This is a genomic window from Priestia sp. TGN 0903, assembly GCF_050846855.1.
Lineage (GTDB): Bacteria > Bacillota > Bacilli > Bacillales > Bacillaceae_H > Priestia > Priestia zanthoxyli.
Genome location: NZ_JBOZGL010000003.1, coordinates 1 through 15,161, shown reverse-complemented (window position 1 = coordinate 15,161; position 15,161 = coordinate 1). Strand labels below are relative to the sequence as shown.

At 40.2% G+C, this 15,161-nt stretch carries 18 protein-coding genes; 7 read left to right on the top strand and 11 right to left on the bottom strand.

Annotated features, from left to right (window positions below; translation table 11 throughout):
- Window positions 1-95 precede the first annotated feature (95 nt).
- Window positions 96-953, top strand: coding sequence for an STAS domain-containing protein (locus ACRPLY_RS10680; protein ID WP_165636369.1), 858 nt, complete (start codon window positions 96-98; stop codon window positions 951-953).
- A 42-nt stretch (window positions 954-995) separates the two neighbouring features.
- Here ACRPLY_RS10680 and ACRPLY_RS10675 read toward each other — a convergent pair whose 3' ends face one another.
- Both ACRPLY_RS10675 and ACRPLY_RS10670 read right to left on the bottom strand, forming a co-directional pair.
- On the bottom strand, window positions 996-1,220 hold the full coding sequence (locus tag ACRPLY_RS10675; RefSeq protein ID WP_430077907.1) for a hypothetical protein: 225 nt from the start codon (window positions 1,218-1,220) through the stop codon (window positions 996-998).
- 32 nt (window positions 1,221-1,252) lie between these two features.
- A complete protein-coding gene (locus ACRPLY_RS10670; RefSeq protein ID WP_028414695.1) occupies window positions 1,253-2,122 on the bottom strand; it encodes an SDR family oxidoreductase in 870 nt (289 codons plus the stop codon).
- A gap of 222 nt (window positions 2,123-2,344) precedes the next feature.
- Here ACRPLY_RS10670 and ACRPLY_RS10665 point away from each other — a divergent pair, with 222 nt between their 5' ends.
- Window positions 2,345-2,683, top strand: a complete 339-nt coding sequence (locus ACRPLY_RS10665; RefSeq protein WP_033580172.1) for a general stress protein — start codon at window positions 2,345-2,347, stop codon at window positions 2,681-2,683.
- Window positions 2,684-2,764: 81 nt separating this feature from the next.
- Window positions 2,765-2,920, top strand: a complete 156-nt coding sequence (locus tag ACRPLY_RS10660) for an intracellular growth attenuator family protein (RefSeq protein WP_141483553.1) — start codon at window positions 2,765-2,767, stop codon at window positions 2,918-2,920.
- 22 nt (window positions 2,921-2,942) lie between these two features.
- Here ACRPLY_RS10660 and ACRPLY_RS10655 read toward each other — a convergent pair whose 3' ends face one another.
- The 4 genes from ACRPLY_RS10655 to ACRPLY_RS10640 form a co-directional block, all read right to left on the bottom strand.
- On the bottom strand, window positions 2,943-4,598 hold the full coding sequence (locus ACRPLY_RS10655; protein ID WP_432231845.1) for a M14 family metallopeptidase: 1,656 nt from the start codon (window positions 4,596-4,598) through the stop codon (window positions 2,943-2,945).
- 583 nt (window positions 4,599-5,181) lie between these two features.
- Window positions 5,182-5,376 carry a hypothetical protein gene (locus tag ACRPLY_RS10650; protein ID WP_028414698.1) on the bottom strand — a complete coding sequence of 65 codons (195 nt, stop codon included), beginning with the start codon at window positions 5,374-5,376 and terminating at the stop codon, window positions 5,182-5,184.
- Window positions 5,377-5,419: 43 nt separating this feature from the next.
- Window positions 5,420-6,499, bottom strand: coding sequence for a DNA alkylation repair protein (locus ACRPLY_RS10645; RefSeq protein WP_432231844.1), 1,080 nt, complete (start codon window positions 6,497-6,499; stop codon window positions 5,420-5,422).
- A 2-nt stretch (window positions 6,500-6,501) separates the two neighbouring features.
- On the bottom strand, window positions 6,502-6,984 hold the full coding sequence (locus tag ACRPLY_RS10640; RefSeq protein ID WP_098113644.1) for a GNAT family N-acetyltransferase: 483 nt from the start codon (window positions 6,982-6,984) through the stop codon (window positions 6,502-6,504).
- A 327-nt stretch (window positions 6,985-7,311) separates the two neighbouring features.
- On the opposite strand from ACRPLY_RS10640, the gene ACRPLY_RS10635 reads away from it, so the two are divergent.
- Together ACRPLY_RS10635 and ACRPLY_RS10630 are read left to right on the top strand one after the other, a co-directional pair.
- A complete protein-coding gene (locus tag ACRPLY_RS10635) occupies window positions 7,312-8,442 on the top strand; it encodes a GerAB/ArcD/ProY family transporter (RefSeq protein ID WP_367076967.1) in 1,131 nt (376 codons plus the stop codon).
- A gap of 74 nt (window positions 8,443-8,516) precedes the next feature.
- Complete coding sequence (locus ACRPLY_RS10630; protein ID WP_165636364.1) at window positions 8,517-8,987, top strand: hypothetical protein; 471 nt, start codon at window positions 8,517-8,519, stop codon at window positions 8,985-8,987.
- A gap of 58 nt (window positions 8,988-9,045) precedes the next feature.
- Here the strand turns inward: ACRPLY_RS10630 and ACRPLY_RS10625 are convergent, their stop codons facing one another.
- From ACRPLY_RS10625 to ACRPLY_RS10605, 5 genes are all read right to left on the bottom strand, one after another.
- Entirely contained in the window at window positions 9,046-9,291 is a 246-nt protein-coding gene (locus ACRPLY_RS10625) for a hypothetical protein (RefSeq protein WP_050690391.1), read from the bottom strand.
- The gene (locus ACRPLY_RS10620; protein WP_165636362.1) at window positions 9,266-10,825 is read right to left on the bottom strand and encodes a sodium:solute symporter family protein; all 1,560 of its coding nucleotides are present in this window, start codon (window positions 10,823-10,825) and stop codon (window positions 9,266-9,268) included. The genes ACRPLY_RS10625 and ACRPLY_RS10620 overlap by 26 nt, the downstream gene beginning before the upstream one ends.
- A 278-nt stretch (window positions 10,826-11,103) precedes the next feature.
- Window positions 11,104-11,799 carry a FadR/GntR family transcriptional regulator gene (locus ACRPLY_RS10615; RefSeq protein ID WP_013058211.1) on the bottom strand — a complete coding sequence of 232 codons (696 nt, stop codon included), beginning with the start codon at window positions 11,797-11,799 and terminating at the stop codon, window positions 11,104-11,106.
- Between the two features lie 225 nt (window positions 11,800-12,024).
- The gene (locus ACRPLY_RS10610) at window positions 12,025-12,654 is read right to left on the bottom strand and encodes a CPBP family intramembrane glutamic endopeptidase (RefSeq protein ID WP_165636361.1); all 630 of its coding nucleotides are present in this window, start codon (window positions 12,652-12,654) and stop codon (window positions 12,025-12,027) included.
- Between the two features lie 104 nt (window positions 12,655-12,758).
- On the bottom strand, window positions 12,759-13,688 hold the full coding sequence (locus ACRPLY_RS10605) for a hypothetical protein (protein ID WP_432231843.1): 930 nt from the start codon (window positions 13,686-13,688) through the stop codon (window positions 12,759-12,761).
- Between the two features lie 115 nt (window positions 13,689-13,803).
- Between ACRPLY_RS10605 and ACRPLY_RS10600 the strand changes: the two genes are divergently transcribed.
- Window positions 13,804-14,304: a GNAT family N-acetyltransferase gene (locus ACRPLY_RS10600; protein WP_165636359.1), complete on the top strand. Its 501-nt coding sequence runs from the start codon at window positions 13,804-13,806 to the stop codon at window positions 14,302-14,304.
- A 73-nt stretch (window positions 14,305-14,377) separates the two neighbouring features.
- The gene (locus ACRPLY_RS10595; RefSeq protein WP_176343666.1) at window positions 14,378-15,064 is read left to right on the top strand and encodes a YoaK family protein; all 687 of its coding nucleotides are present in this window, start codon (window positions 14,378-14,380) and stop codon (window positions 15,062-15,064) included.
- Window positions 15,065-15,161: the final 97 nt, after the last annotated feature.

The following is a 15,161-nucleotide window of genomic DNA, read 5'->3' as shown; positions in this document are numbered from 1 at the left end:
AAACATACATTTCATATCCATCTTTATAAAAAAGATGCTATAATAAATACGTTGCGCACCTGCGCATGTTTTATCAGTTTGAGAGGAGAATAACAGTGAAGAAAGATATCGCTTTACGTTCTTATCTGCTAGAAAGCGCACCAACTATGACGGAAGAATGGTATGAATCTTTGGATAAAACATCTTCTGAAGGCGTATATACCTCTAATGATCCTGACGTCATTCAACGCTTAAAAGCGCAAAACTATGAATTTCATTTATATATTAGCAACGTCTTTATAGAAGATGAAAAAAGCTTTTTTGACTCTTTTAACACGTGGCTAAATAAAGTTGCCAAAGACCAACAGCATCTCAGAACCCCCATTCAAAGTATTATTAAAGAATTTATGAACGTCCGCAAACAATACTGTGAGTATATTCGCCGATTTGCAGAACTTCATGATGACATCACTCAGCAGCATATCGATATGTGGAATGAAAAAGTAGTACGGGTATTTGATATTATTATTTTGAAATTCATCACAGAAGCGCAGGAATATGCCTCAAACCGCCTTCGCTCTCAGCAGGAAATGATTCATGAATTAAGTTCACCTGTTATTGTGATTAAAAAAGACGTGGCTCTTTTACCGTTAGTCGGAGATATTGATACGGCAAGGGCTAGAATGATCCTAGAAAGCACGTTAAAACAGTGTGCCGAGAAGCAAATCTCTCATTTGTATATTGATTTGTCAGGCGTGGTGATGATCGATACAATGGTCGCGCACGAGCTGTTTCAGCTGATAAATGCGCTTGATTTAATTGGCGTTAAATCGATTTTATCGGGCATTCGTCCTGAATTAGCCACTACTGCGATGCAGCTTGGTTTAAATTTTGACCATATACGAATTAAATCGAATCTTGCTCAGGCATTAGAAGATGATTCAAAAATTGTCATTGCTTCTAATGCTCATTAATATAGAAACACAGATAAAAAAACAGCCTTAGAAGGCTGTTTTTTATTTTCGATGATGAATGTTTTCAGAACCCGATTCATCCTTTGTTTTCGTTTTATTTTTCTCTTCTTTTTGTTCAAGTCTTATATCTTCCATTGGCATAGGATCCACTGTTTCTTCTTCTTTGAAACGTTCAAACAACGTTTCGTCTTGATCTGTTACACGCTGCTCCGTTTCATCTCGTTTTTTTGGTGCATTTGAAATAGATATTTTCTGGCGCTCTCCCATCGTTTTCTCCTCCTTTATAATAGGTGAAGCAATTATGTGTTCATGAAATCTCCGCCGTTGACATGAAGCGTTTGACCCGTCATATAAGATGAATCATTTGAAGCTAGCAGCACATAACAGCCTACGTGCTCCACAGGATGCCCAGGTCTGCCCATAGGCGTATCTGTACCGAATTCTCCTACTTTATCACTTGAGAAAGTAGACGGAATAAGCGGTGTCCAGATTGGTCCCGGCGCTACGCCGTTCACACGAATACCGTCTTTGACAAGCGCTTGCGCCATACTGCGCGTAAAGCCGTTAATTGCACCTTTTGTCGCCGTATAATCGATCAGCTGAGGATTCCCGCGGTAAGGATTAATGGACGTTGTATTAATGATGGCACTGCCTTTTCCTAAATAATCAAGCGCTTTTTTCGTAAAATAAAAGTATGAATAAAAGTTCGTTTTGAACGTTCGTTCAAGCTGTTCACTCGTAATTTCTTTAATGCTTTCTTTTGGATGCTGCTCTCCTGCATTGTTCACAAGGATATCAAGCTTTCCAAGCTCACTCACCGTTTTTTCTACCGCTTCGTTACAGAATGATTCGTCTCCTACGTCTCCTGCAATCAGCAAGCATCTTACACCTTCTTCTTCAATGCGGGCTTTTGTTTCCTCGGCGTCGCTATGTTCGTTTAAGTAAACGATGGCTACGTCCGCTCCTTCTTTCGCATAAGCAATGGATACAGCTCGTCCAATTCCGCTGTCTCCCCCGGTAACCAGCGCTACTTTTCCTTTTAATTTTCCTGTACCAATGTAATTGTCATCCTCATAAATAGGGAGAGGATTCATCTCACTTTCGATACCCGGCTGGCGGTCTTGCGTTTGCTCGGGCTGGCCTTGTGTTTGTTGATCTTGTAAATTCACTTTAATCTCCTCCTATTTTTGATGGAACTTTTTAGTATAGTCTAGGTTTAGCCTTCTGTTTTGAAGTTCAAACATCTTTTTTTGAAAATTTATGATGTTTCTATTCTCTTTTACTATCTGAGAAAATTCATAGAAAACAAGTTTAAAGTTGGAAACAAAGGCTACATGATGAGTAGAAGATGTATTTCGGAAATATCTTTTATCAGGAGGTTTGGTTCGTGTATGAAACACATTCAAGTAGCAGAAAACCAAGAGGAGGCAGTCTGCGTCATCCGTTCTTTTTTAAAGAAAGGATTTACAAGCAAAGAGATTTATCTGCTGGCCTACGATAAAGAATGGGCTCAGCATTTAACGGAGGCAACACATACAAAAAAGTACAGAATGGCAGAGCAAGGTATTTTTGAAACAGCGGTCAATATGCTTCTTTCAAGAGAAGATGAGCTTCTTTCAAAGATGGCTTCACTCGGCTTATCTAACAGGGAGGCAAACCGGTATATAGAAGAGATGAGACAAGGTCATGTCGTGGTTGTTGGCGCACAGAGTCAATCCATTCCCTACTAAAACAGCTGAAACGTTTTCTATTAGCTTATAAGGGTATTTAGTAAAATAAACCATTTTTTATCAAGAAAGGAAGTTATGATAATGTTAAACTACTTGGGCATTCAGATAGGCTCTCTTTACTTTCCTACTAGTATTCTTCTTATTACACTTCTTGTATTAGCCGGCTTTTTTATTTATTTCTTTTCTAGAAGAAGAAAAAACCGACAGCAGTCACGTGATCATAATGAAAAAGCGTGAAGCCAAGCTCCACGCTTTTTCATTATTTACGAGATTCTTTTTGCAAAGGCGATTTTTCAATGGAACGCGTAAACCGGTAAACATCAAGTTCTTGTCCTACCTCTGAAGGCAAATACCCAAACGTTGTGAAGCTGTCCACTGATTCCGGCTCAAGCGATAGAGACAATAAATTGTTTTGCGGCTGAGACGTTAAAAAGACGTAGCTTCCTTTTGGGAACGTCACCGTTTTCGACTTGACGATTGTTTGCACATCTACATTTGGTTTGTTTTCGTAGACTTCATTTTCAATGCGGCTGCTGACATTATACGCTTCTACTGAAAGAGCCGTTTCTTTCGTTAACTTGAATCCTTTTACTCCTTGTCCCTGCAGTTTTTTTGCTAACTCTTCATGTCCTGGTTTTAAAAGATAAGCAGTCGGACGCTCGCGGACAAGCGTCGGCGTTGCTTTCTTTGCACTGTAGTACGTCACAGGAATTTCTTTAACAGACGCGCTTTCCACATCAACCATTTCTAACGTAGAGTTTGGTATTTTTTTATTTTCACTGTTCACCACAATTGGATCATGATCATTTGCATTTTTTCCTTTTTTGACAAGCGCCGCTTTTTCTTTGGCAATCAGCGCTTTAATTTGTTTGGCGTGATTGGCTGTTTGTGTAATCAGCTTTTCTTGTGTAGCAATTTGCGCACTCACTCGCCGCGGAAAATCTTCTCGGCCAATGCCGATTCCTCTGCTTTCGACTAAAAATGAAAACGATGGATACAAGCCTAGTGAGCTTCGCCCGATTCGCGGTTCAACTGAGCCTTCTTCTACTTCCAGCTGCCCTTGTTTATTCACTTGAGACGTATAGTATACTTCTCCTGAATATCCTTGGTTTTCAATGGCTGTAAGCGTACTGTTCACAAACAGCTCATCCGACACGTCGCGAATGTTCTGCGGAATATTTAAGTTTCGACCGGACTGCAGTAAAATATCGTGATACTTCCACACGCCTTCTTTACCGATATTTTTAAATCCGCTGCTGTAAGGCGTATATTCATGAGCGTCGATGACGACTTCTGGTGAAAAACGGTTAAATTCAGCTCGTACGCTCTGCACTTCAGGGCTTTCAAGCTTTATGTAATCGCGGTTTCCGTCTAAATTATTTGCTAGCTGACGTTTAAATGCATAAGATCCGTCAGGATTAATGCGCGGCACAATGACAATGTTGACTTTATTTAACACATCTTTTCCAAAGTCTTCTGTCAAACGCGTTGCAACGGCGAGTACGGATTCACCGCTTGCCGGTTCATTACCATGAATTTGACTTTGAAGCCAAATCGTTGGCTTTTTAGATGTCTTTCCATCAGCAAACTTCTTTTCCTTCGAAAAATATAGAGCTGGAATGTCTCGCCCTTGCTGTGATTTACCGATAATCTTCAGCTTTACGTACGGACTTTTATGAGCAAGCGTTTGAACATACCTCATCATTTCTTCTTGAGTCGTAAATGCGTCTTGCCCTTTCAGAAATGCCGGCGTTGCTTCATCCACCTTTATTTCTGGATAAAGCGCTTTAATTTTTTCCGGCTGACTGTAGTCTTTTCCGTAGTAAGGCATCTCAGCTTGTACCGCAAGCGGCGACAGCAATAATCCAATTGACAAAATCGCCGGCACGGCCGTTCGTTTTACAGTTTTTTTCATTCATTTACTCCTCCCCATCCCCTTGATTAGACATTTTAAATTTTTTAAATATTTAAAATGTTACATAAATAATTATACCGTTTAAGGGAATAACTTCAAGATAAGGGAGCTGAACCTTTTTGACTATTTTTAATGTATTAAATGAGTGCATTTATATAAAAAAGGATTGAGACATAGCAGAATCAATTCAATCTGAAGACAAATAATCTGGATTAACAATTCGGACTTCTTGTTCAACCGCAGTTGATTTCCGTGCAAGGCTTCGCTTTCCGCGGGCGACCGATGAGCCTCCTCGTCGCTTGCGTTCCTGCGGGGTCTCACCTGTCCCGCTTTTCCCGCAGGAGTCTTCGCCTTACCCTCCAATCAACTGCTAGAAAGAATGAAACACATGAAATATACGTTCATTCACCCTAACAAAACAACGAACCCCTAATCAAACATGTTGATCAATGGTTCATTTTTCCCTTCGGCTAAAATACATTTGGTCCAGCCTCTCTTTTATGTATGAACTGCTATAAACTTTAGCCCTTCATTGAGCCCCCACTGTCCGTAATTTAGCTGCCATACTCCATGCAGCTATCGATCATTTCTTTACAGATTCTAACGTCTCTAAATCATATCGACCAATTTCTTTGTTATTTCTTGTAATGACGAGCTTTCCATGCCTCGCAACTTTTTGGAGGTTTTTTAATTTCTGATCGGAAGGAGCGAGAGGCATTTCTTTGTTTTTAACAGTCGCACCCAGATCGTAGTGCACATCGACCTTTCCTTTTTTCATATAGTTAAACTCTTCAATAAAAACTCTCTCCATAAGGAAAGAGCTACTCGATCACAAAGTCCGCTTCTGCTTTTACCACTCCGTTTACAATAACAGAAAGCGTATGCGTACCGCTGTAATGTTTTCTTGTACTTAAATCTTTAAATGCATGCTTTTTTGTGACGGTAAGCGTTTGGCCTGCTTTTGCTTGAACATTTTTTAGCATAAACACTTTTTGAGTGCGGTTTCCTTTTGCTTTTACGTAATGAATTCCATACTCTATGCGAAGCGGCATGGTTTTTTCCACGGATAGCTCAAATGAAAAGTCAATGCTATCACCGATTGTAATCGTATGTGGGTGTAAGCCAAGACCTGTGACAGTTACGCCTGGGTCATCTCCATAGCCAAAAAGAGACAGAGCTTCAGAATCGCCTTTTTTCAGCAGTGAACGGCACGCGTGTTTAACAATCCAGTCGGTTTTAGCGTCTTTTCCGTACCAGCTTTTCATCACATCAAGCATCCAATCTTTTTCTATGTACGAAATATCGTTTAAATGATTGGCTACGCTTTTGCGGACATAGAGCGATTCATCGCGTTTTAACTGCTCTAAAATCGGCAGCGTTTGTTTTGGATCCTGCTTTAACGCAGGTACTGATTGTCCCCACGGAAGTCTAGGTCGGCTCCCTTCGCTTGCTAATCTGCGAATATGATGGTTTTCATCTCCTGCCCACTCAATCATTTGCTGGAGCATTCGTTTTTGATCTTGAATTAAAAATGGACGCACCGCAAATTCTGATGTGGAAAACGGCGTAAAAAACGCGAGTGCTTTTATGGAAGCTTCCCAATCGTTTAATCCGTATAGTTCCACGTAATCTGGAAAAACCGTGCCTTGAAGCCCTCCTACCGTTGGAGCCGCTTTATATAAAATATGAAGTGCTTCTTCATAATCCGCCGGCAGCACTTCATGCATGGAAAGCGTAATTCTTCTCATGCGCTCTTTCAGCGCTAAGTTTTCCCAGTCCTGTTGAAAAACCAGCTCATGAAACGCTTTTTGATCAAATGAGCTCATTTCACGTGAAAAAGTATCGCTTAAGTGCGTAATCAACTCTTCATTAAATACGCTTTTACGTAACTCTTCAGCCATACCTATCCCTCTTTTCCAGGCAGTATTTTATTTTCTTTTGAATAAAGCGCCCGCTCGTACATGCCTTTTTTAAAAATTTGCATAAACAGCTGTTTGTTTTTGACTTCTTTGAATCCGTACTGACTGTACAAACCGTGAGCATCTTTTGTCGCTAGTAAAATTTTTCGTACGTGTTGAATCGGCTGATAGCGAATCATTTCTTGTACCAATGCTTTTCCAAGGCCGTTGCCTCGCGCGTGCGGAAGAATAAACACATCCGCCAAGTAAGCAAACGTCGCAAAATCTGAAATAATCCGTCCAAACCCTACTTGTTTATCGCACTCATCATAGACGCCAAAACAAACGGAATGTTCAATAGATGTTTGAACAAGATGAAGCGGAATTCCTTTTGCCCAGTATGATTCATGATGAAGGTACGAGTAGATGACATCTATATCAAGCTTTTCTTTATCTGTATGTATGGTAAACTGATGATTTTCTTTCATGCTGTATCCTCCTTGCTTCTCTATCATAGCACAAATGTTCGCTATAGAAAAAAGCCTTTTGCAGAGAAAAGGCTTTTTTCGTTAGTATGATATTTTTTTGGAAACCGAAGGATTTTTTCGATAGCGTCTTCCCACTATGTAAATAAGCGGACTGCAAATAAATCCAACGCTCTCTCTCCTTTTACGCACTTTTCTCTTATATCTTCGGCTAGCGTACTTATTTTTTAACAAAATATCCCTATTTTCTTTCCAACTCTTTACTTACATGATGCATATGCTCCACGTTAAAAAGCGCATACTAGCTGTAGAAAAGGAGGCGGATGGATAGTGGAAAAAGCTCGAATCAGCGGATGGCAGCTGTTTGTGTTAATTACGCTCTTTGAGATTGGCAGTGCCTTTTTAGTCGGCTTAGCTATGGACGCTAAGCAAGATGCTTGGATTGCTATTTTAGTTGGTATGATCAGCAGCTACGCACTCATTTTTATGTATTATCGCTTGCACCGCTATTATCCGCATTTAGCGCTGACGGAGTATATCGAAAAAATTATTGGAAAAGTGCCGGGACGCATACTTGCTTTTCTTTATGTATTATATTTTGCGAATGGAGCCGCGCGGGTGCTGCGCGATTTCGGTGCGATGCTTCTCACTTTCGTCTATCCCGATACGCCGCTTTTTATGGTGAACGCTTTACTGATGCTCGGAATTATCTATACGATTCATAAAGGAATTGAAGTAATGGCACGTTCGGCAGAACTGCTGTTTTTCTTCATTTATATACTCGCCGTCGCTGGCTTTATTCTTATCTTTGTTTCTGGCCTTCTTGATTTTTCAAACTTAAAGCCCATGCTTGAAAACGGCATTGTGCCGGTACTGAAAGTTGCCTACAGCCAAACGCTTTATTTTCCTTTTGGTGAAGTGATTGTATTTTCCATGATTTTCCCGTATACAAAAAATGTGAAAAAGACCGCTCTGATTGTATTCAGCGCAATCACGTTAAACGGTATTAATCTTATGATCACAATGATTGTGAATATAGGTGTGCTGGGCGTTACCTTAACGTCGAGGTCTGCTTTTCCACTTTTAAGCACCGTTCAAAGCATTCAATTTGCAGGGTTTTTAGAGCGGCTTGATGTATTTTTCATGGTGGCTTTAATTACTGGCGGCTTCTTTAAAATCGGTCTGTTTTTCTACGCCACCGTGCTAGGTCTTTCTCACGTGTTTGAGCTTAAAAACCCGTCACCGCTTGTATTTCCAATCGGCTTGGTCATTTTGTTTTATTCATTGTCTCTTGCTCAAAACTATTTCGAACATATATATGAAGGGTTAAACATCATTCCGTTCACTTTACACCTTCCGTTTCAAATTGTCATTCCTGCTTTTTTACTAGTGATCGCATTTTTAAGAAATCGAAAAAAAGTACAGTCCGTCACTGTGAAAAAGACCGCAGAAAATTCGTAGTATGTCCATTTCTCTATTGGATTTAATCTCCTAAAATTATACAATATAGTCAAGAAGCCAAAAGGAGAACCAATATGATTGGATTAATTCTTTCTATTTTAGTATTTAACGTTCTTGCTTTTAAAACAAACAAGCGCTTCACAGCAAATCAAATTGTACACATTTGGATGTTCACCATTGCTGCTCAGCATATCTTTGACGTCTTCATTAATTTCAAATTTCACGGCTACTGGTATTTTACACAAGAGACGGACTGGCAAGGTATTTTTGCCTATACTGTTCTCATTCCGCCTGTAAACATGCTTTTTCTTACCTACTATCCCCTTGCCGGGAAACTCACAAAAAAAGCCGCCTATATTTTATTTTGGTCGGTTGCTGTTTTACTTTATGAAGTAGTGGCTCTTCTCCCTGCTCCTTGGGGTTATTTTCACTACGGATGGTGGACGTGGTGGTATTCGCTTCTGCTAAATCCACTGTTGTTTTGGATGGTGGTGCAGTATTACCGGTGGGTGTGTAAGTTGGAGAGGAATTCTAGACCAATATAAGTAATTAATGAAAGAACAGCTTTTCTGCAAAAGAAAAGCTGTTCTTTGATGAAATCTATTATTTTAAAGCGCTATCCTTCTTCTCCCTCACGAACTCCACCACAGGCCCGACAATAATACAAATCCCTGCGATAATCAGCCAGCCAAACGCCAGATACGTCCAACCTTTAAAAAAGGAAAGCGTATATTGATAGCCCGTTAAAAACATCACGCCTGGAAACAAGAGGACAAATAAGAATGTAAGTCCCAGCGCCCAGCGCGTACATAGCTTTGCGTCTTTATTTAACTGTTGTTGTGGATCCATACGCCACTTCCTCCCTTAATGGTTCATCTCCATGTTCATCAAAGCTTTTGAATTTGTCTTTTAGTTCATCAAAGTCAAATTCTTTTTTAGCAAGCAAGCCGTGTCCAATTGATATGACCCCACTGATGATAAAAACGGTAGAATTTCCAATAAGCATTGGATACAGTCCGCCAAGGGCTTCCACATTAATGTGACCATTAATCACGTAAGCAGATGTGTTCCATGCGATAACGCCTCCGATCATTCCTAACAGCGCGCCGTAAAATGCACCTGTGTTCGTCGCTTTTTTCCACATCAGTCCAAGCGTGACGGGAATAACGGCTCCGCTGACGAAAATACCCATGGCCATATACACAAACCCAAGGCTAATTCCTAAGTAAAACAGTAAAATGGAAAACACGCCCATCGCCAGCCCAAAGCCAAGCGTCACTTTTCGCGACGTGCTTAAGATTTTTTTACTGCTTGCTTTCGGGTTGATAGAACGCAGGTAGATGTCCGTTACGATAATATTCGTGATCGCCGTTAATTCAGCCGCTCCTGTCGACATTACTGCCATAAACAGCATCGTTAAAAACAAAATAGAACCTAGATTTCCAAGCACGTGTGACGCCATAACGGGTGCAATGGAATCTGGTGAATCAACCGCAATTCCAAGACCAGCGGCACTTACGCCAAGGAAAGTGGCAACGGCAAAGGGAATCGAAAACCAGGCAATTCCGCCGTAAATATACGCTTTTGAAGCAGCGCTGTTTTTACTTGCGATGGCACGCTGCCAGTAAGCTTGATCCACAAAGACCGTACCGAAGTTCCCGATAATATTAATCATCCCAAACAAAAGGCCCGGCACCGATGCCATCGTAAGCATATGCTGTGACGAAGGCATATTTTTCAGCCCTTCGTACACGCTTGTTACGCCGAACTTATAATAGACGGCAGCAGCAAAAATAAATAAAATAATGAAAATAAAAACAGTGTTAAAATAATCAGCAACAAATGAGGCTTTTAAACCGCCAATCATGGTGTAGATGGTAAACGTAAGAGGAATTAAAAAAGCGGCAACAAAAATATTCATCCCAGTAAGAGAGTTTAAAGCAATGGCTCCTCCTAAAATAACCATGGCGGTCACAATAATATTTGTCATAAGAGCAAAGCCAAGCATTAAACGATGATTTTTCACGTCGAAACGCTGTGCAATAAATTCTAAAAACGTATGAGCGTTCGGTGCTTTTTTCTTCAGGTTAATCGCTACAATGGCAAACAGCAAAATTTGAATGCTTGCTCCCGCTGCGTACCAATACGGTCCGCTAATTCCGTACTGATAGCCTGTGGATGAAGACATCATTAACGTAGCGGCCCATGTCCACGCGGCGATAATGGATGCACTCGCCAGCCCAACGCCTACATTTCTTCCGGCTGTACTGAACTGCTCAGCCGTCATTTCCTTTCCTTGACGGCGCTGCATCATAATTGTAACGGCCGTAAATCCTCCTCCAAAAATCAGTAAAATCAAATATCCGACGCTTGATGAAAGCATCTTATCCCTCCTCTTTCTATAAATGTTAGATTTACTAACATAAGTATGTAAATAAAAGTAACATTTGTTAATAAAATACCACGTCGTAAAATTATTAACAATACTGTATTTTCTGATGATTAAAGAGTATAATTAGATATTTTCTCCTTTCACACACAAAAAAGCCGGCACATTTGCACCGGCTTAAGCATAAATTTCCGTTTTCATCGTGTGCTATTTCCTCACATGAATGGTCTGATTAATAAAAAACGACAGCCACTCGGGCTGTCGTTTTTTTATTATTGAGATACCATTACTTTTTGGCGAACGTGCTCTAAGTGATCACGAACCGCTTCTGCTGCTTCTTCTGGCTCTCCATTTTTAATCGCTTCAAAAATGCGTTCATGGTCAGCATCCGTTTGCTTGCGATTTTCTTTTTGGCTTTTATTTAACGAATAAGCAAGCGCTTTTCGATATAAATGCCCTAAATCTTCTACGGCATGAAGAAGGAATGAATTATGAGCTGCTTTCACGATATCATGGTGAAAACGATAGTCTGCTTCATGTCCAATTTCTTCACTGTTATGAACCGTCTTTTTAAATGCTTCTAACGATTCTTTAATTTCAATCAGTTCTTCATCTGTGCGGCGCAGCGCGGCTAGGCTTGCTGCCTGCGACTCAATGATAATACGCATTTCAATTAGTTCAAGAACCTGATCTGCTTCAACCATTTCAAACGTCATTGGATCAAGCATGCCCACTAAGTTTACACGCTTTACGTAGCTTCCTCCGCCTTGTCTTGATTCAATCAATCCACTGGCAGAAAGAACGCTTAGCGCTTCACGAATCGGTGCGCGGCTCACTCCAAACATTTTTGACAGTTCATGTTCCGACGGTAAACGAGACTCTGGCGGGAACGTTTTCTCTTTAATCATCTTCTTTAATTGATCAAGCACTTGACTAGATACTTTTTTACGCTCAATAGGTACAAACATACTTCTATTCCTCCTCCAAGTAATTATCTCTCTCTCTTTTTTTAGTGTTCATCGGACCCAGATTAACTATGTGTATTCCGATTTATGTAAACGCTTCAATCTTTGTATTACAAGTATACATTATTTCAATTCAAATGTGTTGATAAAATTTTACTATTATTGTTATTATACCATGAAAACAAGTTATAAATGAATAACGATTCATGGTTTTTTGATATAATACCACTATCTTACATATAATCCGTATACAATCATAATCGCCGCATCCGCTAGCGCATGACTGATGATGGCCCCTTTGATACCATATTGCTCTCTTATATACGCCCACATCATACCTGCTGAAAAGACGCCTATTACCGAGATCATATTAAACGGAAATACAAAAACAGGAAGGATAATGAATACGTGATAAAGCGTATAAAAGCTTGATGTGACAGTGCTTGAAGCAAGTATAGAAACATGCTTTTTCACTTTATTTTGTATATACACCCGCCAATATATTTCTTCTAAAACAGGATTAATAAAAATCAAAACGACGGCTAAAACGGCAACTTTCCACCCGCTAAATCCCCATATTTGCAAAACCGCTTGCATATCTTCCACATGAAAGATTTTACCAGAAAAAAGCAGGCTGCTTCCAATTATCACACCGGCACATAGAACTCCGCTCAGAGTTCCCACATACAGAGATTTTTTTGTAAGCGCTACCTTAAAGTTAATTTTATTATTCGCATATAAAATCATAAACATCCAGCCGTAAAAGCAAACAAATGTTACCAACACATTTTGGATAAGCCACAAACCGAAAAAAACAAAGATTGTAGGCATGAACAGCAAAAACAAAAATTTTATCACGTTTATGGCGCACCTTCTTTAAAAGCCGCTTTTCTTTTACCAAGTAAACCTTTCGTCTTCAAAAGGTTTACTATCTTTTATCTTATAAAAGTCCAGTGGTATTTTCAATTATTTTTTAATTCTTGCTCCAGCTCGCGAAGACTTTCTGCCAGCTTTTTCTTTTCTTCTTCAAAGTGAGCATCGTCTTTAAAAGCTGAAGCTAAAGGCGCTGCCTCTTCATTTTCTCTTAGCCAATCCGGCGTCAATTCTCTGCGAACTACACGCTTTTTATTGACGTAGGAAATCGGCTTTTCAGTCTGTTGACTCGCTAGCGTACGCTGTGATGTTACATAATGCTTATGAAAAAGATGCTGTTTGATATAGGCAAACGCTCGAATCGTATCACCGCTGTATTTAGGCACGTAGTGATCGAATGCTTCATGCAGTCCTGATAGTGCCGTTTCTAGTGGTATTTCGCTTTTTGCGACTTCGTACATATGCTTTAAATCACTGGCTGAAGGATACATCCCTCGGTTTCTTCTAGCGATAAAAGCAGCTTCCAACGTTTGGACGTAAGCGTCATGCGCGTCTTCTTCTTTTTTTATTTGAGTTGTATTTTCTGCTGTAGTCTCTGTTAATGACGCCTTCACTGTGACCGGCTCCGCTGCTTCAATTTGACTAGCCCTTTCTGTCAAATTGACATCTTCGAGCTCTTCAAATTCATCGCTTGGCATAAGCTTTTCTAATTGCTCATAATCAATTCGGTACCAAACCGTGTTGTTAAATTTAGAGCGGTTGTATTTTCCTTTTATAATTAACCCTTCTTTTTCAAGCTTTGAAATGATGCGTTGAATCGTTGAAAGCGACCAAAACGGAAACTGCTGCAGCCACTGCTGATTGGTATTGTATACCCACGTATATCCGTCCTGGACGTTTACGCTTTTTTCAAGCCAGTAGTGAAGTTGCTGAAGAAACAGCGCTCCGTTCACCCCTACTTTGACTGCAAGAGCCGGCAGTACAAGTAACGGCTGATCTTTTAATAATAATTTACTCATTACGTCATCTCCTTTGTTATGTAAAATAGCTACTATATATATACAAAGAAAACGGAAAAGCGGGGATACCACCTTTAAATTTATGTTAAAATATAGAAAAAAACGAGGTGAGCAGATGATACGTCAAGGGAGAATTGGTGATGAAGCGGGCATTGCCCACGTACATGTAGAAAGCTGGAAATCGACTTATAAAGGACTTGTTCCGGATTCTTTTTTACATTCGTTGAACGCTGAAAAACGAAAAGCCATCTGGAAAAAGCAGCTGGAATCAAATTCTGTTTTCGTTGCAGAAGAAAACGGTCAAATCGTAGGCTTTGCTTCTTATGGTAAAGAAAGAACCAACAAGCATCCTTCCTATACCGGAGAACTGTATGCCATGTATTTACTCACAGAGCATCAGCGAAAAGGAATTGGCAAAGCGCTTATGCATAAAATAGCGCAAGAGCTTGTAGACCGTGATATACATGCGATGCTCACATGGGCTTTTGAACAAAACGGCGCCTGTCAATTTTATGAAGCGCTTGGCGGAAAAAGAATCGATCGCGCCGACGTTATCATTGATGGTACATCTCTATCTGAAGTGGCTTTTGGGTGGGACACACTTGAAAATTTGTAGGACAACTCTCTGGACAGATTTTTTTCTTCACGGTAAACTGTTTAGTTGGTATAAAAAGAAAGGATGACTTACCGTGACGAATTCTACTTATCGAAACATTATTTTGCTCGTTCTTTGCGTAACAGCAGGTATCGTCGATGTGATTGGCTACTTAAGCCTTGGCCATATCTTTACTGCAAATATGACGGGAAACATCGTGCTGCTTGGGTTAGCAATCGGAAACTCGCTTGAAACAACTGTTTTTCATTCCCTCACAGCTTTAGGAGGTTTTATTGTAGGAGTTGTAGGAGCTGCAATCCTAGTTGGAAACAAAGAAAAAACGTTTTGGCCTAAAGCCGTAACGATTGCCCTTGGAATAGAAGGATTGATTTTACTTGTTTTTGCACTTTTATCTTCGTTTTCTCCTTCTTTACACTTAACTTACTTATTTATTTTCTTATTAAGCTCAGCAATGGGTCTTCAAACAACGGCTGCTCGAAAGCTTGGCGTAGCCGGAATTTCTACAACTGTATTAACAGGGACGCTTGCTAACTTCTTTGAAGACGTAACGGCACGTTTTCGCAGCTCTCGCTACCGCAAAACGTTTAACACCGATGCGATTCTTCGCGCGCTGTCTCTTGTGCTTTACTGCTTTGGCGCTGTTATCGCCGCACTTGCAGAGCCTGCTTATAAATTTGAAATTATTTGGCTGCCAATTGTGATTCTATTAGCCATTATCATTTTTGTCAGCACAAAGTTTCGCTCTGATTCAGAAAAATAATAATAAAAGACCCGTTTCGATAAGGGACTGACCCCCTAGAGTGAGACAAATAAAAAACACCTTTAAGTTAAAAAACGGGTATGTAGTACCTAACAAT